This window comes from Leptospira montravelensis (assembly GCF_004770045.1).
GTDB lineage: Bacteria > Spirochaetota > Leptospiria > Leptospirales > Leptospiraceae > Leptospira_A > Leptospira_A montravelensis.
This window is the reverse complement of sequence record NZ_RQFO01000004.1, coordinates 418,450-440,384: the sequence shown is the minus strand read 5'-3', so window position 1 is coordinate 440,384 and position 21,935 is coordinate 418,450. Positions and strand designations below refer to the sequence as shown.

Below are 21,935 nucleotides of genomic sequence, written 5' to 3'. Positions count from 1 at the left end.
CTAAGTTCAGCGTAAGGGGTAAGAATCATTTATGGAAACCATCCAATTTGCCTATAATTTAAGCAAATGGTGTTCTTCATTGAAACTGGGCTTGGATTTGAAAGGCGATTCGTGTCTCGGCTCCGTCTCTTGTGGGCACACTGATTCCTGATTTTTGAATGGAGAGAGCAAATAAATACCCTTCCCCCCATTCTTTTGGAAAAATCGAACCTGCCAATCCAAGTGATGCCGTATAAAAACCGCGTAGGGAATTTTCCGCACGAAACTCTTTTCCTAAACCTGTAATGATTTGGAAAGATTCTATTTTACCAATCGCTAAACCTATGTTACCTGCATACATCGTATGTATTGGATATTGAAAAGATTGATCCTTTCCATTCATAGAAATATGAGATCTTTCAAAAAAGGTACGATTTCCTTCCACCTGTAAATCTAGCCAATCATTGATTTTATAACCAAAACCAACTAACAAACGTTCCGGTAACCTTTCTTTCAGTTTTTCCGTTTTTAAATATTTATCAAAGCGGTAAGTCCCTGGAGATTCTAAAATTACACCGAATCGAAAGTCTCCATATTGAAACGCCGCGGATGCAGAAACATTCCAAGAATAAGAACTATATCCACCGATTCTTCCTGAAACTCCAGGTCCTAACTGCAGACCAAAAGAGAGATTCTCATTCCACTTCCAATTAAGGAAACCTTGGAAAGCATAATTAGAAAAACGTTCGTCCGAAGGAAAGGATCTTAGAAAAACTGGTTTGCCTCGAAATCCAAAACCTAATGAATCTGAATAAGAATAATAAGCAGCTCCAGAAAGATAAAGAGGCGAAAATTTTGGATTCGCATAACTACTGCTTACTCCACCGTCTAAAATATGTTTCGATTGATTACTTAAAAAAGCAGTGTTTCCGTAAATACTACCCAAGGAATGGGAAGAGACAACTCCACTGGAAGAAAGTCCAAGTAAATAAGCAGAGGGGTAAGCGGATTCATAACCAGAAACTTGTGCCAAAAGACTTCCGCAAAAACTGGTGGAAAGGAAAAGGCCAATGACTGGGAAATACCATTTTCTTTTGAAAATCATTTACTGCCATTACTGCAAAGATTTATTGGAAAGAAAAGGGATTTCCAATGACAAAACCTATGTACAAACAATTTCGTTCCCCACAAGGTTGGTATTCTTTTCTTTTCCCGGCTACCTGGGAACATATGGTAGTCGAAGAAATTCCTGCTTTTTTCCATCCAAATGGCGGAGGAGCCCTACAGGTTTATGCCTTCGAATCGAAACAGGAAGATTTTAACGTAGACTACGAGTTGGAAAACTATTTAAAAATACATGAAATTGATTACGATGCAGAAAATGTTGCTGTTTTTGAGAATAACGAAGGTTCTTCTATTCGTGCCTGTGAATTTTTAAAAGAAGATCGAGTGTGGATGGTGTATATGGTGGCCAATCATACAAGAATGCTTCTGGTTACCTACAATTCTGATGAAGAAGTGGGAGATGAACTTTTCCAACAACTAACCAATATCATCAGCTCGGTTCGGTTTTTGAATTAAATTCTTTCCCTTTTTTACTTTACAGATACCAAATTTGTCTTAACCTCAAGTCCACTCTTTCGTGTCGAAGTTAGGAGAAAATATGAAAAAAATAGGTTACGGAATTGGTGCTATTGTAGGCTTCATTCTGCTTATCGTAATCATCGCGTTAGTTTTTGCTGGGAGTTTCATTACTCCAAGCTTTTTGGTAAAACAAATTGAGTCTTCCATCAATGTAAGGGCCCATGTCGAATCTGTTAATATCAACCTTTTTAATGTTCTATCGGGAATTGAAATTCAAGGGATTGTAATTGCTCCGAGAGATGAAGTGGCAAACAAAGGCACTCCGCTCGACGAAAGAAAATCCAAACCAAAAGGGCTTATCGAATTGGGTAAGGCTGATGTTAAAATTTCCTTCTTAGCCCTTCTGACCAAAACCTTAAAGGTAAATAAAATTGTTCTAAAAAATCCAGAAATTTCTCTAACCATGAACGAGGATGGTGGGAACAATTTAACTTCCCTTTTCAAAACACCAAAAATTGTGGATGGTGAAAAAAATCCTGCCCTATCACCAGAAGCTCTAGCGGAGAAAAAAGCAGCAGAGGAAGAAGAGGCAAAAGAAAAAGCGAGTGCCCCGCCATCAGGTCCATTTTCTATCAAAGACATTCCGATTGCTATTAAAATGGGTCTTGTTGGGATTCAAGATGGAAACATCCAAGTGAATATGAGAAAAACCGGCCAACAGATTCAAATTCAAAAATTGGATTTAGAATTAAAAGACATTGATATTGATGGAAGTGATCTTAATTCGCATAACAATGTGAATGTGAATTTTGATGCCGATGTTACAATCATAGGACGAAACAAAAAAGAAGCTGCCAAGTTTTTACTTGAAACCGAAGGAAAAGTCACACCTTTTGTCGTCAAAACAGGTCTAGTGAATCCTAAAGTGATTTATGAAGTTACCATGAAAGAAGATTCTTTTCTCTCTGGATTTGCGGCTTTTGATGCCATTGCCGGTGAATTGCCAGCCATGAGCCAAGCAGGATTAAAACTAGATAAACTAAAAGAAAAAGCGGAACTAAAAAAAGACGTATCCTTCCAAGTGGAATATAGCAACGGTAAAGTTACCTTCCTCGACGAACCAACCTTCCCAACGAAAAACTACGACTTACAAATCACCAAAGGATCCTATATCATCACCACAACCAATTACCATGAAATGAAAATGGGAATGTTATATGATGAAGATGAATCCAAAAAGTCTTTAGCTTCTGTGGATGAAAAAATCAAACAAGCAACCAAAGGCCAAGGAGATCCCAAGGCCATACGAAATAAAATTGTTGGAAACTTAGTGAAAGAGGACCGGTTGTTTATTCCCTTCCGCACTTATGGAGATATTCGTAATCCCAATGTAGAATTAGGTGTAGGGCTTGGATCCTTAACCGATTTAATTGGTGGCGCTGTGAAAGAAGTCATCAAAGGGAAAGCTAGTGAAGCCTTAAAAAAATTACCAGGTGCAGGAGATGCACTCAAAGGATTGGGATTTTGATATAAAGAAACGTTCAACGTTCCTTCACTTTTCTCAATGTATAAAAAAAGGGACTAAATCATTAGTCCCTTTTTTGTCTGGTTTTAAAAATCAGTTAGAGTTTTAAATTCTACTTATCTTCCGCCACCAGATCTTTTTCTCATGCTCGCATCCAAAACTTTTTTACGAAGACGCAAACTTTGTGGAGTCACTTCCAAAAGTTCATCATCATCTAAAAATTCAATGGATTGTTCCAAAGTGAGTTTCTTTGGTGGAACGAGACGAATGGCTTCATCTGATCCAGAAGCACGAACGTTTGTGAGTTTTTTCTCACGCACTGGGTTTACTTCTAAATCCGTATCCCTACTATTCATACCAAGGATCATACCAGGATAAACCGCTACTTGTGGTTCAATGAAAAGATCCCCACGTTCTTGCACTTTCCATAATGCATACGCAGTGGATTCCCCAGAGTCCATAGAAATCAGAGCTCCGTTTTTACGACCAGGAATTTCGCCTTTGTATTTATCAAAACGTAAGAAGCGGCTAGACATAACCCCTTCCCCACGAGTTTCAGAAATAAAATGCCCTCTAAATCCAATAAGACCTCTTGTAGGAATGGTGTATTCCACTCGCGTGATTCCAGAAGTATGAGCATCCATACCTGTTAACTCACCTTTACGGCGGTTCAATTCTTGGATACAAGCACCAGAATACTGGTCAGGAAGATCCATCACGAGGGTTTCATAAGGTTCGATTTTTTCACCCAGTTCGTTTTGTTTGATGATTACTTCTGGACGAGATACTTGGAGTTCGTATCCTTCCCGTCTCATGTTTTCAATGAGGATGGATAAGTGGAGTTCCCCACGTCCTAAAATTTTAAAACGATCTTTGTCTTCTGTTTCTTCCAAACGAAGTGCTACGTTAGTTTCTAGTTCGCGGTCCAAACGTTCGCGTAAATTACGTGTAGTAACAAACTTACCTTCTTTACCAGCAAACGGAGAGTTATTGACCATAAAGAACATGGAAACTGTTGGTTCTTCTACTTGGATGGCAGGAAGAGGAAGCGGATTTCCCATATCACAAACTGTATCCCCGATGAACACATCTGGAATCCCAGCCATAGCTACGATATCTCCAGATCCCGCTTCGTCGATTTCGTAACGAGTGAGTCCTTCGTAACCATAAAGTTTTGTGATTTTATAATTAGCAGTGGTTCCATTAGTTTTTGCGAGTGTTACATCCGCACCTTTTCTCATGGTTCCCTGGTAGATTTTACCAATGGCAATACGACCAACGTATTCATTGTAATCGAGTGCTGTGACTTGGAATTGGAGGGCTTTATCACTTTCGTTTTTAACGGCAGCCACATGTTCCAAAACTTTATCCAGAAGTGGTTCAATGTTAGAACCGGGAACTTCTGACAGTTGGTTTACTGCCCAACCTTGTTTTGCAGATGCATAAATGATAGGAAAGTCTAACTGTTCTTCGGTGGCACCAAGGTCACTAAACAAATCAAATACTTTGTCTACTGAAAATCCTGGTCTTGCTCCTTCCCGGTCCACTTTGTTCACAACAACAATGGGTTTGTGACCAAGTTGGAGTGATTTTCCAAGCACAAAACGAGTTTGTGGCATGGGACCGTCGAATGCATCCACTAGTAAAAGTGTACAGTCTGTCATGGACAGAACTCGTTCTACTTCTCCTCCGAAGTCCGCGTGACCTGGAGTGTCTACGATATTAATGCGAGTGCCTTTGTATTTTACCGAAGTGTTCTTGGCAAGGATGGTAATCCCTTTTTCCTGTTCCAAAGTGTTGGAATCCATGATTCTTTCTCGGTCTTCTTTTGCGGTTACGGCGCCCGTATGGCGAAGGATACAATCTGTTAGTGTCGTCTTACCGTGGTCGACGTGTGCGATGATGGCGATGTTGCGAATTTCCATTGTTTTTACCAGAAATTCTAATCCAGTTAGGCTGTAAATGGGGATTTCAGTTTGACAAGAGGTGCCCATCAGAAATCCTGGTAAGAACTACATTCGAGAAAGAGATTAGGATAGTTATATGTTCGCCATCATTGAACTTGGAGCCAAACAATTTAAAGTGTCTCCTGACCAGGTATTCGTCGCAGAAAAAACAGGAAACTCGGTTGGAAGCACAGTAGAAACGAAAGTCCTACTCCTTTCCGATAACAACAAAGTGAACATTGGTTCCCCAGCATTGTCTGGCGCCAAAGTGACTTTGAAAGTATTAGAAGACTGTAAGGGTGAAAAAATCCACGGATTCAAATACAAAAAGAGAAAAAACTACAAGAAGTCTTGGGGTCATAGACAACAACTCCAAAAACTCCAAGTAGTTTCTATCAGCGGTTAATTGATTTATAGTAAAATTTTAAAAGATTTAGGAGGGAAAATCGCAGGAATCCAACTGGAAGGACATTCTCCCAAGGACTTAGGTTCGAGAGGCGAAAATCTTTTGTGTGCAGGAGTCTCCACTCTGGTTCAGAGTGCTCACTCCTATTTGGCATCACAAGACAGTTTGGAAACGGAAGAAAAACGAGACGGATACTTGAGGTTTTTAGTAAAACCGACCCAAAGAGATGGCTACCAAAGCCTACTTTCCATGGTTGAGTTTGGATTAAAATCTTTAGAACACTCTCATTCCGAAGCGATTTCCATCCACGACGAAATAATAAAGGGGTAAACAATGGCTACAAAGAAAGGTGGTGGATCCACAAAGAACGGTCGTGATTCGGTATCGAAAAGACTTGGTGTAAAAGTTTACGGTGGCCAACTAGCCATTGCTGGGAACATTATTGTTCGCCAAAGAGGAACTGAATACAAACCAGGAAAAAACGTAGGAATTGGTCGTGACCATACTCTTTACGCACTTGTTGACGGTGTTGTGACTTTCGAACATGTAACTAGAGAAAGACAACAAATCTCCGTTTACCCGAAAGTATAAGCCTCTCTTACAAATGAGAGAGGACAAAACCCGTTTTAGGATCTCCCTATAACGGGTTTTTTTTTGACCAAAGGAAATTATGAGCGGATTTATCGACGAAGTACCCATTCAAATTCGAGCCGGACACGGAGGGGCAGGTTCTGTCCATTTCCATAAAGAGAAATTTGTCGAATTTGGAGGACCTGATGGTGGTGACGGTGGCAAAGGTGGTGATGTCATTTTTCTAGCTGAAGGTCGAATGATGACCTTGGAAAATTATCTCCCCGATCGGATGTATGCCGCAGAAGACGGAGGACCAGGCCTTGGTCAAAACCGAAATGGAAAAAATGGAGAAGACTTAATCCTAAAAGTTCCTGTGGGAACCCAAATCATTGACGCGGTCACGATGGAACTTGTCTATGATTTCAATGCTGACGGCGAAAGTTTTACCATTGCCAAGGGAGGTCGGGGTGGCAAAGGGAATACCTTTTTTAAAACCTCAGTCCAACAAGCACCTCGTTATAGCCAACCCGGCGAAGAAGGTGGTGAACTTTCTCTAATCTTAGAATTAAAGTTACTTGCTGATATTGGAATTGTTGGATTACCTAATGCTGGTAAGTCGACCTTACTTGCCAAAATTACTCATGCCCATCCAAAAATTGCCGGATATGCCTTCACTACCCTATCCCCTAACCTTGGTGTGGTGCATAGACACGAAGATTTGTTTCGTTATACAGTAGCTGACATTCCCGGAATCATTGAAGGTGCTTCCAAAGGTGTAGGCCTTGGGATCAGTTTTCTAAAACACATTGAACGTGTACAAGGGATTTTATTTTTATTTGATGGTGGGAATTTACAACTCGAAGAAGAATTAGAAATGTTACGAAGTGAACTTGGAAATTATAACCAGTCACTTCTAACCAAAAAATTTCTCATTGTTATCAATAAAATGGATATATGGGACAATGATCCTAGTTTCACAGAAGAGATCCAAAAAAACTATTCACATTTAGGGGAAATCATTTGTATTTCTGCCGACAGAGAATCCAATTTAGAATACCTACTCGAAAGAATTGATAAGGTATTCTTTCCTGAAAAAGCAAAACTAGTTTATGAAAACACGTAAGGAATTTTTAGACTCCATTCAAAAAGCAAAACTCATTGTGGTGAAGATCGGAAGTGCGCGTGTTTCCGGTGAAGAATCCAAAATTAATGATTTTTTATATGATCTTGTAGGAGACATCCGAACACTCCGTGAACAAGGTAAAGAAGTAATCCTTGTTTCCTCCGGGGCCATAGCCCAAGGTAAAAAACTTCTAGTGGATCAAATGGGAACCGTATCATTACCCAAAGGGAAAACGAGTCTCGCAGAAAAACAAGCCTTTGCGGCGATGGGCCAAAACAAACTTCTCAATCTATATGAAAGTTTTTTTAGCCGGGTCAATATACCTATCGCCCAAATTCTTTTTGGTCGCAAAGATTTAAACGAAGATAATAGTTTTACCAATCTCAAACAAACCTTTCGCCAACTTCTAGATTGGGGCATTTTACCCATAGTCAATGAAAATGATTCTGTCTCCACCGAAGAACTCAATTTGGGAGATAATGATATTCTTTCTGCCATTGTTGCCTCGATTGTAGGAGCTGACCTACTTCTCATTCTCACAGGAGTCGATGGTTTTTTAAATGGTAAGGAAAAAATCGATTTGTTTACGGAAATCACAAAAGAAACAGAAACTCTTGCCACAGGTCCTTCCGGTCCAGGCACTGGCGGAATGTTCACTAAAATCAATGCAGCCAAACTTTTGTTACCTTATGGTATTAAAACTGGGATCGTCAATGGGGAAAAAAAACACGCCATTTCTCAGTTTTTTGAAACAGAAAACTTTGGAACATTGGTTGCCAATTTATCCTTTGACCACCGGGTTCCTAATGCCTCCGAAATCCAATCTCATTTTTTTTCCTTTCAGACGGAGTAAACTATGGCAGACGAAAACACAAACTATGCAAAATCATTAGCCACCAAAGCCAAGTTAGCTAGTAGAGGCTTAAAAGGTTTAACCACTTTAGAGAAAAATTCTGTTCTCAAACGCGTAGAAGAACTTCTATTAGAAAATGAATCAGCTATTATCGAAAAAAATAAAATCGATATGAAAAATGGACAGGAGAAAGGTTTATCTTCTGCCATGATGGACCGCCTTCTACTTGATTCCAAACGAATTAAAAATATGGCTAAGAGTATAGAAGAAATTCGTAATTTGCCTGATCCAGTAGGCGAAGTGGTAAGAGGAACCATCCTTCCCAATGGACTCGAACTTCTCACAAAACGTGTTCCCATTGGTGTTGTGATGACAATTTTTGAATCCAGACCCAACGTGATCATTGATATTGCTTCTTTATCATTTAAATCCGGGAATGCTTGTATCTTACGAGGTGGTTCGGAAGCCTTTCATTCTAATTTAATCCTTTCTTCTTTATTCCACCAAGCGATCGAAGAAAAAAAATTGCCAGGTGTGACAAAAGATGTGGTTACCTTTGTTGAAAATACAAATCGAGAAGCGATGGTTCCCTTCTTTCAATTGGATGATTTAATTGATGTGATTGTTCCTCGTGGTGGCGAAGCCCTCATTCGTTTTGTCTCAGAGAATAGTAAAATCCCTGTCATCAAACATGACAAAGGTGTTACCAATTTATACTTATCAAACCATGCAAATCCAAACATTGTCCTTCCTATTCTTGTAAATTCCAAAGTACAACGTCCTGGAGTTTGTAATGCTTTGGAAAACCTACTCATTCATAAAGATTATCCAAATATCAAAAATTTATTGGAATCTTTAGAATCAAATGGAGTGCAAATTCTCGGAGATGCATCCGTTACAAAAGTTTTTCCATCCGCCAAACCGGCGTCAGAAGATGATTTTTATACAGAGTTTTTAGATACTAGGCTCAGCGTAAAAATAGTAAATTCACTTTCAGAAGCGATGGAAAACATTCGAAAGTATAGTTCTGGTCATACGGAATGTATATTGTCCGAAGATATTACCGAAATTCAAACCTTTCAGAAGGAACTGGATAGTGCTGCCATTTTTGTGAATTGTTCGACAAGGTTTCATGATGGTGGCGAGTATGGGCTTGGGGCTGAGGTAGGTATTTCTACAGGCAAACTCCATGTGCGAGGTCCGATGGGACTCATCCACCTAACAACTACGACAACGTATGTAACAGGAAGTGGACAAGTCCGCGTTTAAAAATGGAAGTTCTTTTTTTTGGAGGAAGTTTCAATCCCCCTCACATTGGACACAGACATGTGATAAAAACCATATCCCAGTTTTATCCAAACGCTCTTCTTTATATTTGCCCTAATTTTGTTTCTCCGTTTAAACAAGGCGGAAAAGAATTTAGTGCCACTGAGATTTGGGAACTTTGTCTTTCGGAATTTGAAACGTTTCTTTCAAAAAATGTAATTCTTTGGGACGAAGAAATAAAAAAGGCAAATATTAGTTATACGATTGATAGTTTAATGGCACTAAGTTCCCTTCATCCAAATTCCGAACTTTCTCTAGTATTGGGAGAGGATAATTTAATTCATTTTGATAGGTGGAAATTTTATAAAGAAATTTTAAACATTGTAAAAGAGATCATTGTGGTAAGAAGAGAAACGGCTTATCCCAATGAAATTCCGATTCCCCATTTTTTTCCTAAGGCCAAGGTTCGTATTCTCTCCAATCCCATTTTGCCTGTGAGTAGTACAGAGATTCGGGAAATCAATTTTCAAAATAAGGCAGGTGATATTCTTTTGCCGAAAACGAGAGAACTAATGCGTAAGTTTTTGCTCTCTAAGGGTGATTTGAGTTCCCCATGAATCAAATTCCCGATTTTCATGCAGCTACCGAAGATTGGATTTTATTTTTTAAGGAAGAAGTGCCAAAACATGTCACGGAAACAAGATACCAACATATACTACGTGTGGCAAATTATGCAGAAGAACTTGCAATTGACTTTGGATATCCCAATCCAAAAAAAGCCTACTTAGCTGCACTTTGCCATGACATCACCAAACAGAAAAAACAGGAAATTCATTTAGGACTTTTTCGTGAGTTTTTTTTCGATGAAACAGGGATTCCTAGCCAGGCACTACACGCTTATTCTGCTCCTTTCTGGTTACAAAAAGAATACGGTTTTTCTGATCCCGAAGTGGCAAAAGCAATCTCTTCCCATACATTAGGAAACGAATCTCCAACTCTTTTGGATAAGATAGTTTATGCTTCGGATTTTTTAGGTTCCGATTTTGCGTTTCGCAATCCAGAACTATCCTTATGGGTTTCGAAAACAAAGGAAAACCTAAGTTACGGTGTTTTTATGAAAGCCTTTCAAACCATTTCCTTTCTTATGGAAAAAAAAGAAGTCATTCATCCTAATACTTTCTATATGTATAATCAATCCGCAATTCAAATTAAGGAAAACCAATTCGATGTTACGTGAAGAACCTAAAAAACAACAAATCCCTGCTAAAACTCTTCTTATTGCCGCAGGATCTTGCTTTTTGATTGCTCTACTGTTTTTAGTATTTCGCTCCAAGGCTGGATTTTCGTTAGATCAAAAATTTTCTCAAAGTAAACGCCTTCCTGTTCTTTTTTCAGTAATAGGAGATAAGGATGAATATCTTTTTTCTCTGTATGCGGAATTTTATCCGAATGAAAAAAAGGCAGCCCTCTTCTTTGTAAATCCTAAAACCAGTTTTGATGATGGAGATAAATCTCTCAAAGAAAAAGGAAGTTCGGCACCATCCTATGTAGAATCTGTTTTAGAAGATACTCTAGATTCCAATATTCCATTTAAAATCGTTTGGACCAAAGAACAATTTCAAAATTGGATTAATTTGCTTGGTGGATTGAATCTGTTTTTTGAACCAAAATCACTTCACATCACAAAAAATTACGCAAGGAACAAACAAACTTATATTCTTGATGGAGAAGATACATTTGATTGGATGAGTTCTCTTGCAGATGAATCAATGATTTCTTATATTCGTCGTTTGGAGATACAAGAAACAGTATTGTTGACAGTGCTTGAAGCCATTCATGAAAAAAAAGACTTACTAGGTAAACAACGAGTTGCTTATCTCCATTCTCAAATGTCGACAAACCTATCTCTAAAAGAATGGGAGACTTTGATTGAATTTCTAAAAAAAGAAAAAATTCATTTTGGCGTTTCCGAAGTTCCGGGAGAACCAATGGGTCGTCCAAAATACAAAGATGAGGTATTAAAAGCCAATGAAGAAACGGTAAAAGTTGCCTTTCATAAATTTGCAAGCGAACTTCGCTCTCTATCTTTTAGTGAGGGGGAACGAGCAAGGATCGAAGTACTCAATGGAACTGCTAAAAATGGACTTGCCAGATACGGTAAGGTGCTCCTGAATGATAAGGGTCTGAAAGTTCTCTCCGTTGACAATGCTTGGGATTCTAGTTTTAAATCCAGTATCATCTTAAACCGCTCCGGAAATACGCAGTACACCGATCTTATCTCAGATACTTTCCAAGGACGAAGAGTTTACTTCGCTCTTAGAAAAGATTTGGGACTGGATGCAACTGTGATCCTCGGAGAAGATTTTCAAAATTCTAAGGATTAAAATGCCAAATATCAGTGCCGAAACATTAGATCATCTAAAGAAAATTAAACAGACGTTAATTGACAAAAAATGTGAAAATATACAGTTTTTGGATCTAAAAGATGTTCATAGTTATTTATCTATTTTTGTATTAGCAACAGTCAAAACGGAAACACAAGGTAGATCTTGTGCTAAAGATATTGATAAATACATGAAACCATTAAAACTCGCCGTCAAAAGACAAAACCTTGCCGATCTTCCGAAAGATGCGACAGGTTGGATACTTTTGGATTACGGTGAAATTTGTGTACATATCATGACTGACGAAATGCGAACCTATTATTCATTGGATCGTCTTTGGGGAGACGCCACTCCTATTGTTGTATAAGAGTGAGTGTTTCTTCCCAGTTGTCTTTAGGTAATTCACAAGAAAAATTGCGACAAACATAATATAAAATACCAGAACCTGCACCTCTTCCACTTAAGAGTTCCAGTTCTTGTGATAATTCCTTTGCCCTAGATTCTTCAATCACTAACCAAACTAGGTTAGGATCTTTTATCATGGATAATTTATTTTTAATCATTCGAATTTCTTTAGGGTCTTTGTTTTTATAAACCACTAGAACTTCTTTGGATGGGTATTGGAATTTTTGGAATGCTGAAATCATTGATGGATAACTTAAAGAATTTTGTGTTAGTTCCGGAAGAAAATATGCAAAAATTGAATCTGCTTTTTTTTGTAGATCCCATTTTTTAAAACCCCAGGAATTTAAAAGATAGAACAAATGTAAGATGGTAGAGTTCCCCGAAGGTTCAACACCATCGTAACCTTCGATCGTGCGCACAATCAAATCTTCATTGCCGTGAAAAGATTCGAAAAAAGGTCCAACCTTAGATTCAAAATTGGAAATTAAATATTCTAATGATTTTTTTCCATTTTCATAGGCTGTTCTATCTTCATCTAACTGAAATAGTTTAAAAGAAACCCATATAAATTCGGCATAATCAGGAAGTGTGCCAAAATATTTTGCTTCGCCTTCTCGAAATCTTCTTAAAATCGAGCCGTCATTTCCCAGTAGTTCCTTGGTTATAAACAAATATATCTTTTTGGCATCATTTAGGTATTCTAAATCTCCTGACACTTCGTAAGCACTCAAAAGTGCTCTGATCCATAGGCAGTTCCATGAGGTTAAAATTTTGTCATCTCGCAAAGGACGTATCCTTTTTGTGCGCTCTGTTAATAATTTCTCTTTAGCTTTCTCTAAAAGGTTAAAAAAATCAGTAGTCCATTGGATTCCCTCCGTGTATGGATTTTTGCCTTTAAAGTAAATATTTAAGATGTTTCGGTGTTCAAAGTTTCCTTCTTCTGTGACATTCCAAAACCCTTGGATTACCTCTTTCGAAACGATTTGATTAAACTCGGAATAACCCCAGAGGTAAAACTTACCTTCTTCACCTTCTGAATCTGCATCTTCTGCACTAGCAATCCCACCGGATTCTAAAGTCATGTCCCTTCTAATGTATTTGGCAATTTCACGGATTATATCTAAAAAGAAGGATTCTTCTGTGGCCTTATACAATAAAGAAAGTGCTTCCACAAAAAGAGAGTTGTCATATAACATTTTTTCAAAATGTGGAACTAACCATTCATGGTCTGTCGCATAACGGCAGATTCCTCCACCTACTTGGTCATAAATTCCACCAGACTTCATTGCGTAAGCAGTGTTAAAAGCCATCTCAAGAGCGCGCGGTTCTTTTTTTAATAAATAGAAATCAGTAAGAAAACTAAGAGCCATACTAGGAGGAAACTTATTCACTGAATTAGTTTTGAAGCCAAAATATTCTTTATCGTACACTTGAAGGTAACGTTCAAAGTTTTTTTCGATGATTTCTTTGCCCGGAACTATTCCTTCATTTGATCTTGATTCATTTTCTCGTAAATACTGAGTCAAATCACCTGCGGCAGTGACGAGTTCTTCTCTTTGGTTCTTCCATGCCTCGGAAACCAACCTAAGAACCTCTTTAAAACTCCTTTTGCCGTAACGATTTTCTGGAGGAAAATAGGTTCCCCCAAGAATTGGTTCCTTCGAGGGAGTGAGAAACATATTCAGTGGCCATCCGCCTTGGGTTCCCATCGCATGGAGTGCATCCATATAAATTTTATCAATGTCAGGTCTTTCTTCCCTGTCTAACTTTATGCATACGAAATCACGATTTAAAACCTCCGCAGTAGAATCGTCTTCAAACGATTCCCGCTCCATCACATGGCACCAGTGGCAGGTTGAATATCCGATGGACAAAAGGATGATTTTATCTTCTTTTTGGGCTTTTTCGAAAGCTTCTGTCCCCCAAGGAAACCAATCTACGGGATTGTGTGCATGTTGTAACAGGTAAGGACTTTTTTCATGAACCAAACGATTCGGTTTTTTCGACATATTTGCCACAATGCACTCCCAGAAACTATGGTTTCTCTACGTAGCTTTTTACATTTTAGGTTGATTGACAACATTGATTTTTTCATCTTGTCTGTGTAAGGGGTTTAAGAAGTTTCCATTGAATCATAATATTTTGACAACCCCAGGTTTTTTCATAAATTCTCGAAAGTTGACCAGTTGGTTAATATCTTTAAGTCTACTTAGTTTCCCAGTTTTTGCGGAATCTGACTTTGAAGAGGATGTGAAAAGGATGCAGCTTTCCCAGTGGGAAAATGGCAATACAGTTCCGGAATTCCTTGAAAATGGAAACGGACCAAAAAAACTGCGACTCACCATTTCTCAAGCCATCGAACAAGTGATTGAGAATAACACCATTGTCCAAAACGCAAAATTAGAAATTGTAAAGGCAGATAGTCCAGAATGGAAAAATGAATCCAAGTATACTTGGAAAGCTTTAGCCAGTATCCAATCAGCCAAACAACTTTTTCCAGATAACAGAAACAACATCTTTGCGGGAACCGTTCGTTCCCAGGATAAAATCTCAGCCGGTATTGAAAAACAGTTCAAAACAGGTACCTATTTCAAATCTGAAATCAGTACAATTCGGTATGACGTAAACGCTTTTGAAAATCCCAATGCGCAAACGGCAGCTTTTGGAAGTTTATTGGCAGCTCCTCCTATGTATACGGGCGCACTTTCAGTAACTCTTTCGCAGGAATTACTGAAATACGGGTTTGGAAAAAACGAAGAAGATAAGGAAAAACTTCTAAAAAATCAAACCTTACTTGTCCGTGAAAATTATATTGGTATCCTAACTCAGCTTGTTGTAAAAATCCTTATCGACTATTGGTCTCTCACTATTGTCGATTCGCAAATAGGTACATACGAAAAGGTTGCAAAAAATACGGAAGAGATCCGTCGTCTGACTCTTCGTAAAGCAGGACTTGGATTATCTGAAGGTTTTGAAGTGAACCAATGGAACCAGGCCTATCTAAGAACACAGTCATTATTAGAAAAAGCAAAAGTAGATCGAATCGAAGCCGAAAGAAATTTAGTCCGAATTTTAAATGTGGATACTGGTTCGTCGATTGAAGGGGTTACTGATCTAAGTGAAACCTTGCCAACAGGAATCGATCTAAAGGCTGACAAAGAATATGCACTTTCTCGTAGAACTGATTATCTTATCTTAAAAAGAGAAAGAGAAATTGCGAAATTAGCCCTCAATACTGCACTTGCGGAAGATGATCCTTCACTACTCGCAAGTTTTACCTATAGTTCCATCGGTCAAAATTTTCTCTCCCCACAAGAGAACTTTATAGCAAGGCAACGAGGAATCACTTCCTTGAATTACCCACAAATTTTGGCTGAGTTAAAAATGTCTTATCCTCTTTGGGATTTAGGTATCAAGGCTGGAATCCGTGATGCAGAAACGAATTTAAAAGTGAATGAGCTAAAAATCCAAAATTTGGAACAAGAGATAACGCAAGAAATTGACATTCGGTATGAAGCATTAATTGCAAGCCATGCTTTACTCAAAGATTTAATCAAAACAAGAAAAGAAACAGAGATTTTTTATAATGGTCTTATGGAACGTTTTCGCCAAGGTCGTTATACAGCCGTTAACGTAAAAAACGCTCTTGATAGTTTGGCAAATGCAGAACTTGCTGTAACACAGGCAAAGATCAACTTTAATATAAATTTAGTTAGATATGAACTCGCAAAAAATTCTCTTTTTGAAAAGTATGGGCTCGATTTGTATTCTATTTTAGATGAAGTTGAAAAAAGGGCCAAACAAGAATCCGATAAATTATGAAAGTTTATCCTTCGCATAGAAAAGAGGAAATGGTTCGTTATAGACGTACTTTCCATCAGTTTCCAGAACTCAAATATGAAGAAAAAGAAACTGCCTCTTTTGTGAAGGAACATTTAGAATCTTTAGGTTTCCAAGTGGAATCCGGAATTGCAGAAACAGGCCTTGTGGCATTATTTGATTCTGGAATTCCAGGAAAAACTGTTCTTGTACGTGCTGATATGGATGCTCTCCCTATCCACGAAGAAAATCACCACGAATACAAAAGTAAAAATCCAGGGAAAATGCATGCCTGTGGCCATGATGGACATACAAGCATACTTATGGCACTTTCTTCGGAACTAAAAACAGCCTTTTCTGAATTTGTTCCCAAAGGTAGAGTTCTACTTTGTTTTCAACCTGCCGAAGAAGGTGGATCCGGGGCTGATAGAATGATTGCCTCTGGAATTCTTGAACGTTATAAAGTGGATTCTGTTTTTGCCCTTCATGTTTGGAACCATATTGATCTAGGGAAAGTCGGTGTCGTCAACGGAACGATGATGGCATCCGTAGACGAATTCAAAATTACTGTGAAAGGGACTTCTGGACACGGTGCCATCCCCCAACACACGGTTGATCCCATCGTGGTAGGTTCCCATTTAGTCACTGCCTTACAAACCTTAGTTTCCCGAAACGTTGATCCTCTAGAACCCTGTGTCGTAACTGTAGGTTCCTTTCACTCCGGAAATGCATTTAACGTCATTCCCGAAACCGCAACTTTGCACGGGACTGTTCGTACCTATTCCAAATCGGTTTATGAAATGATTCCCAAACGAATGGAATCTCTTGTAAACCAAGTCGCGGCTGGATTTGGAGCCAGAGTTGAATTTGAATACAGTCGAATTGACAAACCTACTATTAATGACCCGGCAATGGCTGAGATAGTCAGATCTGCGGCAAAAAATGTTCTCGGAGAAAATTGCCTCACAGAAGAAAACACAAGGACTATGGGAGGAGAAGATTTTTCTGCCTTTCTTATGGAGCGCCCTGGATGTTATTTTTTTATTGGTTCTCGGAACGAAGCTAAAGGATTTATTCATTCTCATCATAGTTCTTTTTTTGATTTCGATGAAGATGCCCTCCCCATTGGTCTTTCTGTTATGAAAGAAGTAATTAGAACCTACCTTTTAAATTCCTAACAAATAAAATAAATCTTGCCGGTTTTAAGCCCAAGCCTATTAGTTAGACATCTAACCATTTTTAGAGGATTTATATGATTTCATTTGAACAAATAGACGGAATCGGTTTTATCCGATTGGGTATTAACGACAAGAACAGTTTTTCTAACGAATCGTTTTTGGAATTAAAAAAAGCGATACAAACAGCAAAAGATTCCAATTCCAAAGCCATTGTTTTAAAAAGTGAAACGGCTGGAAGTTTTTCCTTGGGCTTAGATCTGACTACGGTTAGTACGATGGATCTATCTAAAGATTTAGCACCCTTCTTAAATTTGTTTTATGACAACTTAAAAAGTCTTTTCACTCTACCTGTCCCAACTATTGCTGAGATATCAGGTCACGCATTGGGTTATGGCGCAATGTTAGCACTTGTTTGTGATTACCGTTATGCAACAGAAGACATCCGATTTGGATTACCTGAAGTAAAAATTGGAATTCAAGTTCCATCCTTTATTTATGCTCTTCTTGGGGAAGCCGTGGGATATGATGCAGCAAAACGCCATGTGCTTTTAGGTGATGCTTTTAAAGCAAAAGAGATGCCAAGTTTGTTTGAAGAAATAACGGGAACAGAGGAAGATCTAAAGAAAAAGTCTAAATCACTCCAAACCAAATTAAAGAAAAATTCTTTGTCTGCCATGAAGGATACAAAATTAGGAATTCTGAATGTTCAAAAAAACATTTTAGCCCTGATTGAAACAGATATTGAAGCAACGATCCAAAGTATCCAATCCAAAGATGCACAGGAAGGAATTTCTGCTTCGGTGCAAGTGAGAAGGCCTGTATTCACATCCTAAGGTAAATAAAAAATAAGAATCCTTTAATATTCCTTTTTATTTCTAATGTGTTTATAAATGACTTCGAGGATAGGATACAGAATATCCTCGTTTTCTTTTGTGATTCCCCAAGTTTGTAACGAAAGAAGTTTGGCAGAAATGGTCACAATTTTCTTTCGTATTTTTTTCCCATCCTTTGACAAGAGGAGAGCCCACTCCCTTCCATCACTTGGAGAGGGATTTCTTTCTACAAGGCCTTCTTTCACCAATCTGTTTACGAGAACCGTACAAGTAGGTTTTGTTTTTTCTATGGTTTTTGCAATTTGAGTCATATTGATAGGAACTGTACTTCGCAAAAGAAAAGTTAGTATTTCAAAATGAGAAGTAGTGAGTCCGGGATAACCCAATTTTTCCATTTCAAAACGTACAATCTCTGCAATTTCCGAACTAATTCGATCAAAATACCTAACCGAACGAAATCGTTTGGGAAGTTCTCGACTCATGAAATTGATACTAAATTAAAAAAAAATAAAATCATTAAGCTTTGAGAGCCTCAATTTCCGAAATTTCTTTCGGGATTGATTCCGTTAAATTCACTGGATTTTTACCTTGTATCAGAATATCATCTTCAATACGAATTCCGATTCCTCTAAATTCTTTCGGTACCGAATCATCCGTAGGGTCAAAATAGAGTCCTGGTTCGACAGTCACCACCTGACCATCTTTAAGTGGTCTAGACTTTCCTTCTAAAAAATATCTTCCTACATCATGTACATCCATTCCTAAGTAATGGCCTGTTAGGTGCATATAAAATTTACGGTAAGTTCCCTTCTCGATAATTTCTTCTAAACTGCCTTTTAAAAAACCCATTTCTCGTAGACAATCGCTGAGGAACCTAACGGTTTTTTCATGTATTTCATTAAAAGCGATACCTGAGATGGAATTACGTATCGCATTCTTCTGTGCATACAAAACAATTTCATATATTGTTTTTTGCGCTTCCGTGAATTTTTTGCCCACTGGAAAAACACGTGTGACATCCGCTGTATAATAATTCCATTCAGCACCCGAATCCACGAGTACCAAATCCCCTTCTTTTAAAATATCGTCATTACTCACATAATGAAGGATACAGGCATTTTTTCCAGAGGCAACAATATGCCCATAACCACCGCCAATCGATCCGTATTTTAAATATTCATGATCGAGTAAAGCTTCCAATTCATATTCATACATTCCTGGTTTACTTTCTCGCATAATGCGCATATGGCCCAGTTTTGTGATTTCTGCTGCATTTTTTAAGAGTGAAATTTCTTCTTTGGATTTAGTGAGCCTTTCTTCGTGTAAAAAATTGGGATGTTCGATGCGGTGTGGTCCAAATTTTCCTTCCCTTGCTCTCTCCGAAAGATTACGACATTCAGAGATTAGTTCCCGGTCACGGTCTGGATTTTCACCAAAAAAATAATACAAAGTATGATTCCCAATTAAGATGGCAGGTTTTTCTTTTTCCCAATCGGTTAAGTCATAAGTAAAATCTAAACCTAACATGGATTTGATTTTTTCTTTTCCGAGCCTAATACCTGTCCAAATTTCTTTTTCTTTATCTTTGGGTAAACAGAACATTCCTGTAATGTCTTTTGTGATCACTAAAATAGAATCTTCTTCTGTAATTCCTGTTAGGTAATAGAAGTCTGAATTTTGTCGAAACTTATACTCTACATCACGATTTCTGATTTTATGGTTTGCCGCAAAAAGGATAAAAATTTCCCCTTTTTTCAACTTTTTCTGAATGTTTGTGAGCCGACTTCGATATAATTTAGAGTTGTATTCTTTTGTTTTTTTATTTGGTAATTTCATACTTTAATGATTTCCTCTAGGGCTTCAAAAATGCGAACAGGGTTTTGATCCATCATACAACGAAAATGTCCTTCCGGACAGATTCTTCCGCCATGAATTCCGCAAGGCCTGCAATTAAGACCTTGTACTTCCATAATTTTATGTTGGTCCGAAAGGCTTCCATAACCAAACGCAGGTATGGTTGCTCCATAAAGCATCACAGTAGGAGTATTAAAGGCAGAAGCAAAATGGATAGGACTCGAGTCATTGGAAATAATGGCTTTGGCATTTTGAATCCAAACCATCAATTCTTTTAAGTTGGTTTTCCCCACAAGAGAAAGCAACCGGCTCCGTTCCCGAAGTTGTAATGGTTCTGTTTTCATCAATCGAAAGATAGTGTTTTCAATTTCTAAATCTGCTTTGCTTCCAATTAAGATAACTGTTTCTTTTCGTTTGCGAAGAATTTGGGTAATGACACTTACAAATTTTTCTTCTGGCATACGTTTGGTTTCCCAAAGGGAAGATGGAGCCACAAGAATGTATCCCTCCTCATTGTTTAAAATATCCTTTTTGGTTTTAGAAAAGGATTCTTCCTCTAGTTGGCCTGGAAATAAATAAGGGCGTCTTTCTCTTCCTTTTGGAAAATCATATTCCTCAAATAAAAGAGAAAAAAGTTTTTCTACTTCATGTGGACCTTGTTTTGGTCTTTGCACTGTTTTTGTATGCAAAAAAGAAAAACCAGATTCTTTATATCCAATACGTATGGGAGCTCTTGTAAGATAAGATAACAAACTCGAGCGAAAAGAAAAATGTGCCGAATACACTTTGTTAAATGATTCTTTCTTGAGCAAACCAGCAAAATGTAAAAAGGCAAATGGATTTTTTTTGATCCGCTTTTTGTCGAGTGACCAAACCTTTGTTATATCTGGATTATTATCTAATACAGATTCTGTCCCCGCATTCACAAGTACATGGATTTCCGCCCCTGGGTGTTCCGTTTTGACCGCATGGAAAAACGAAGTGGATAGGATCAGGTCACCTAAAAAGGCAGTTTGGATGATCAGTATTTTTTCGGGCATCAGGTTCTTTCTAATATCGACACAAAGTTGTTTGTAGCAAGTCCACCTATACTTTGTGCTACTGCCAACCGCTTTTCCGGCCATTCCTCAAAGAAGCGGCAAAGTTCGACAATTTGTGCCAGGCCCGAAGCACCCACGGGATGGCCTCTTGATTTGAGTCCACCAGACGAATTGATAGGAATTTTTCCCTTAGGATGAGTAAGGCCTGCTTTTACTTGGAATAATGCCTCCCCTCGTTTGAAAAAGCCAGCATCTTCTGCGCCTACTAGTTCAAAGGGAGTGAAAGCATCATGTAATTCCGCAAAATCGATATCCTCTGGGCGAACACCTGCTTCGGAATAGGCCTTTTCAAAAGCTAGGCAATTGGCAAGAAAACTGGGATCTGCGGAAGTAAGGAAAGGCGCAGTTCCATATCCCATTCCTTTCACAGAAATGGAACTTGGATTTTTGGAAAGAATGAGGGCAGCCGACCCATCAGAAAGTGGTGAGATATCATACAATCCCAAGGGACTAGATATCATTGTTTGGTTTTGATATTCTTCCAAAGTTAAATTCTTTTTGATATGGGCTTTGGGATTTTTAAGTCCGTTATCGTGTAATTTTTTTGAAATGGCAAAAAGATCTTCTTCTTTGTATCCATAGTCATTTAAATACTTCCGAGTGATCATAGCTCCACCTTGGGCCATAGACATTCCAAGTGCTCTTTGGGAATCCGATAAAACAGAACCTAACAAAAGATTACTTTCTTCTCGGTTGAGTTGGCTCATTAGTTCCGTTGCCACAACAAGTCCATGATCAAACCTTCCACTTTGAATTAAATTCACTCCCAATTGGAAAGCTGATGCTCCCGAAGAAGAAGCAGTTTCCATCCTTATGGAATATACATCTCGAATTCCCAGTAACCCAGGGAGTTTAGCAGATAAATGGTATTCTTTATTATAAGAATCAGGTGAAAAACTAGCGTAGATGATGAATTGGATTTTGTGAGATTGAAACTCATGTACAGATTGTTTTGCGGTTGCAAAGGACAAATTTAGTTGTGATCCTTTGTGTTTTCCGAATACACTCAATGATGGATTGTGAATGTAAACTTTCTTCATTAGAATATAGTTTAGGCTTGCCTATTCTATGAAAACCAATTATCTTTCCATTTGAAGAGAGAAAATG

The 21,935-nt window shown here is 38.2% G+C and carries 22 protein-coding genes; 15 read left to right on the top strand and 7 right to left on the bottom strand.

Annotated elements, in window-relative coordinates:
- Positions 1-76: 76 nt before the first annotated feature.
- Positions 77-1,084, bottom strand: a complete 1,008-nt coding sequence (locus tag EHQ31_RS02970) for a hypothetical protein (protein WP_135569440.1) — start codon at positions 1,082-1,084, stop codon at positions 77-79.
- Positions 1,085-1,131: 47 nt separating this feature from the next.
- Here EHQ31_RS02970 and EHQ31_RS02965 point away from each other — a divergent pair, with 47 nt between their 5' ends.
- On the top strand, positions 1,132-1,560 hold the full coding sequence (locus EHQ31_RS02965; protein ID WP_135569438.1) for a hypothetical protein: 429 nt from the start codon (positions 1,132-1,134) through the stop codon (positions 1,558-1,560).
- 82 nt (positions 1,561-1,642) lie between these two features.
- The gene (locus EHQ31_RS02960) at positions 1,643-3,091 is read left to right on the top strand and encodes a DUF748 domain-containing protein (protein ID WP_135569436.1); all 1,449 of its coding nucleotides are present in this window, start codon (positions 1,643-1,645) and stop codon (positions 3,089-3,091) included.
- Between the two features lie 113 nt (positions 3,092-3,204).
- Here the strand turns inward: EHQ31_RS02960 and typA are convergent, their stop codons facing one another.
- Complete coding sequence (gene typA / locus EHQ31_RS02955) at positions 3,205-5,013, bottom strand: translational GTPase TypA (RefSeq protein WP_135570921.1); 1,809 nt, start codon at positions 5,011-5,013, stop codon at positions 3,205-3,207.
- Between the two features lie 118 nt (positions 5,014-5,131).
- Here typA and rplU point away from each other — a divergent pair, with 118 nt between their 5' ends.
- From rplU to rsfS, 10 genes are all read left to right on the top strand, one after another.
- Complete coding sequence (gene rplU, locus EHQ31_RS02950; protein WP_135569434.1) at positions 5,132-5,440, top strand: 50S ribosomal protein L21; 309 nt, start codon at positions 5,132-5,134, stop codon at positions 5,438-5,440.
- Positions 5,441-5,770 carry a ribosomal-processing cysteine protease Prp gene (locus EHQ31_RS02945; RefSeq protein WP_135569432.1) on the top strand — a complete coding sequence of 110 codons (330 nt, stop codon included), beginning with the start codon at positions 5,441-5,443 and terminating at the stop codon, positions 5,768-5,770. It begins immediately after the preceding gene.
- Positions 5,771-5,773: 3 nt separating this feature from the next.
- The gene (gene rpmA / locus EHQ31_RS02940; RefSeq protein WP_135569430.1) at positions 5,774-6,031 is read left to right on the top strand and encodes a 50S ribosomal protein L27; all 258 of its coding nucleotides are present in this window, start codon (positions 5,774-5,776) and stop codon (positions 6,029-6,031) included.
- A 79-nt stretch (positions 6,032-6,110) separates the two neighbouring features.
- Positions 6,111-7,136, top strand: coding sequence for a GTPase ObgE (gene obgE, locus EHQ31_RS02935; RefSeq protein ID WP_135569428.1), 1,026 nt, complete (start codon positions 6,111-6,113; stop codon positions 7,134-7,136).
- On the top strand, positions 7,123-7,989 hold the full coding sequence (gene proB / locus EHQ31_RS02930) for a glutamate 5-kinase (RefSeq protein ID WP_135569426.1): 867 nt from the start codon (positions 7,123-7,125) through the stop codon (positions 7,987-7,989). Before obgE ends, proB begins: the two co-directional genes overlap by 14 nt.
- 3 nt (positions 7,990-7,992) lie before the next feature.
- Positions 7,993-9,258 carry a glutamate-5-semialdehyde dehydrogenase gene (locus EHQ31_RS02925; RefSeq protein ID WP_135569424.1) on the top strand — a complete coding sequence of 422 codons (1,266 nt, stop codon included), beginning with the start codon at positions 7,993-7,995 and terminating at the stop codon, positions 9,256-9,258.
- 2 nt (positions 9,259-9,260) lie between these two features.
- A complete protein-coding gene (locus EHQ31_RS02920) occupies positions 9,261-9,872 on the top strand; it encodes a nicotinate-nicotinamide nucleotide adenylyltransferase (RefSeq protein WP_135569422.1) in 612 nt (203 codons plus the stop codon).
- Entirely contained in the window at positions 9,869-10,492 is a 624-nt protein-coding gene (gene yqeK, locus EHQ31_RS02915; protein WP_135569420.1) for a bis(5'-nucleosyl)-tetraphosphatase (symmetrical) YqeK, read from the top strand. The genes EHQ31_RS02920 and yqeK overlap by 4 nt, the downstream gene beginning before the upstream one ends.
- Complete coding sequence (locus EHQ31_RS02910; protein WP_135569418.1) at positions 10,482-11,639, top strand: LytR C-terminal domain-containing protein; 1,158 nt, start codon at positions 10,482-10,484, stop codon at positions 11,637-11,639. The genes yqeK and EHQ31_RS02910 overlap by 11 nt, the downstream gene beginning before the upstream one ends.
- Position 11,640: 1 nt before the next feature.
- Entirely contained in the window at positions 11,641-12,006 is a 366-nt protein-coding gene (gene rsfS / locus EHQ31_RS02905) for a ribosome silencing factor (protein ID WP_135569416.1), read from the top strand.
- Here rsfS and EHQ31_RS02900 read toward each other — a convergent pair.
- Positions 11,993-14,062: a thioredoxin domain-containing protein gene (locus tag EHQ31_RS02900; RefSeq protein ID WP_135569414.1), complete on the bottom strand. Its 2,070-nt coding sequence runs from the start codon at positions 14,060-14,062 to the stop codon at positions 11,993-11,995. The two genes, rsfS and EHQ31_RS02900, sit on opposite strands and share 14 nt — an antisense overlap.
- A gap of 241 nt (positions 14,063-14,303) precedes the next feature.
- Between EHQ31_RS02900 and EHQ31_RS02895 the strand changes: the two genes are divergently transcribed.
- The 3 genes from EHQ31_RS02895 to EHQ31_RS02885 all read left to right on the top strand — a co-directional run bounded on the left by EHQ31_RS02895 (position 14,304) and on the right by EHQ31_RS02885 (position 17,874).
- Positions 14,304-15,866: a TolC family protein gene (locus tag EHQ31_RS02895; RefSeq protein ID WP_135569413.1), complete on the top strand. Its 1,563-nt coding sequence runs from the start codon at positions 14,304-14,306 to the stop codon at positions 15,864-15,866.
- Positions 15,863-17,041, top strand: coding sequence for a M20 metallopeptidase family protein (locus tag EHQ31_RS02890; protein ID WP_135569411.1), 1,179 nt, complete (start codon positions 15,863-15,865; stop codon positions 17,039-17,041). Before EHQ31_RS02895 ends, EHQ31_RS02890 begins: the two co-directional genes overlap by 4 nt.
- Before the next feature lie 74 nt (positions 17,042-17,115).
- Positions 17,116-17,874, top strand: a complete 759-nt coding sequence (locus EHQ31_RS02885) for an enoyl-CoA hydratase/isomerase family protein (RefSeq protein WP_135569409.1) — start codon at positions 17,116-17,118, stop codon at positions 17,872-17,874.
- Positions 17,875-17,897: 23 nt separating this feature from the next.
- On the opposite strand, the gene EHQ31_RS02880 is transcribed toward EHQ31_RS02885, so the two are convergent.
- From EHQ31_RS02880 to EHQ31_RS02865, 4 genes are read right to left on the bottom strand one after another with little or no spacing between them, the layout of a single operon-like run.
- Positions 17,898-18,356, bottom strand: coding sequence for a MarR family winged helix-turn-helix transcriptional regulator (locus EHQ31_RS02880; protein ID WP_135569407.1), 459 nt, complete (start codon positions 18,354-18,356; stop codon positions 17,898-17,900).
- Positions 18,357-18,390: 34 nt separating this feature from the next.
- Positions 18,391-19,710, bottom strand: coding sequence for an aminopeptidase P N-terminal domain-containing protein (locus EHQ31_RS02875; RefSeq protein WP_135569405.1), 1,320 nt, complete (start codon positions 19,708-19,710; stop codon positions 18,391-18,393).
- Positions 19,707-20,768 (bottom strand): lipopolysaccharide heptosyltransferase II, encoded by a 1,062-nt coding sequence (waaF, locus tag EHQ31_RS02870; RefSeq protein WP_135569403.1) that lies wholly within the window; start codon positions 20,766-20,768, stop codon positions 19,707-19,709. The genes EHQ31_RS02875 and waaF overlap by 4 nt, the downstream gene beginning before the upstream one ends.
- Positions 20,768-21,868, bottom strand: a complete 1,101-nt coding sequence (locus EHQ31_RS02865; protein WP_135569401.1) for a thiolase family protein — start codon at positions 21,866-21,868, stop codon at positions 20,768-20,770. The genes waaF and EHQ31_RS02865 overlap by 1 nt, the downstream gene beginning before the upstream one ends.
- Between the last annotated feature and the right edge of the window lie 67 nt (positions 21,869-21,935).

Bases quoted from the DNA above. Each gene is read 5' to 3' on its own strand.
- EHQ31_RS02970 (WP_135569440.1), bottom strand. From the start codon at position 1,084: ATGATTTTCAAAAGAAAATGGTATTTCCCAGTCATTGGCCTTTTCCTT.
- EHQ31_RS02965 (WP_135569438.1), top strand. From the start codon at position 1,132: ATGACAAAACCTATGTACAAACAATTTCGTTCCCCACAAGGTTGGTAT.
- EHQ31_RS02960 (WP_135569436.1), top strand. From the start codon at position 1,643: ATGAAAAAAATAGGTTACGGAATTGGTGCTATTGTAGGCTTCATTCTG.
- typA (WP_135570921.1), bottom strand. From the start codon at position 5,013: ATGGAAATTCGCAACATCGCCATCATCGCACACGTCGACCACGGTAAG.
- rplU (WP_135569434.1), top strand. From the start codon at position 5,132: ATGTTCGCCATCATTGAACTTGGAGCCAAACAATTTAAAGTGTCTCCT.
- rpmA (WP_135569430.1), top strand. From the start codon at position 5,774: ATGGCTACAAAGAAAGGTGGTGGATCCACAAAGAACGGTCGTGATTCG.
- obgE (WP_135569428.1), top strand. From the start codon at position 6,111: ATGAGCGGATTTATCGACGAAGTACCCATTCAAATTCGAGCCGGACAC.
- proB (WP_135569426.1), top strand. From the start codon at position 7,123: ATGAAAACACGTAAGGAATTTTTAGACTCCATTCAAAAAGCAAAACTC.
- EHQ31_RS02925 (WP_135569424.1), top strand. From the start codon at position 7,993: ATGGCAGACGAAAACACAAACTATGCAAAATCATTAGCCACCAAAGCC.
- EHQ31_RS02920 (WP_135569422.1), top strand. From the start codon at position 9,261: ATGGAAGTTCTTTTTTTTGGAGGAAGTTTCAATCCCCCTCACATTGGA.
- yqeK (WP_135569420.1), top strand. From the start codon at position 9,869: ATGAATCAAATTCCCGATTTTCATGCAGCTACCGAAGATTGGATTTTA.
- EHQ31_RS02910 (WP_135569418.1), top strand. From the start codon at position 10,482: ATGTTACGTGAAGAACCTAAAAAACAACAAATCCCTGCTAAAACTCTT.
- rsfS (WP_135569416.1), top strand. From the start codon at position 11,641: ATGCCAAATATCAGTGCCGAAACATTAGATCATCTAAAGAAAATTAAA.
- EHQ31_RS02895 (WP_135569413.1), top strand. From the start codon at position 14,304: ATGCAGCTTTCCCAGTGGGAAAATGGCAATACAGTTCCGGAATTCCTT.
- EHQ31_RS02890 (WP_135569411.1), top strand. From the start codon at position 15,863: ATGAAAGTTTATCCTTCGCATAGAAAAGAGGAAATGGTTCGTTATAGA.
- EHQ31_RS02885 (WP_135569409.1), top strand. From the start codon at position 17,116: ATGATTTCATTTGAACAAATAGACGGAATCGGTTTTATCCGATTGGGT.
- EHQ31_RS02880 (WP_135569407.1), bottom strand. From the start codon at position 18,356: ATGAGTCGAGAACTTCCCAAACGATTTCGTTCGGTTAGGTATTTTGAT.
- EHQ31_RS02875 (WP_135569405.1), bottom strand. From the start codon at position 19,710: ATGAAATTACCAAATAAAAAAACAAAAGAATACAACTCTAAATTATAT.
- waaF (WP_135569403.1), bottom strand. From the start codon at position 20,768: ATGCCCGAAAAAATACTGATCATCCAAACTGCCTTTTTAGGTGACCTG.
- EHQ31_RS02865 (WP_135569401.1), bottom strand. From the start codon at position 21,868: ATGAAGAAAGTTTACATTCACAATCCATCATTGAGTGTATTCGGAAAA.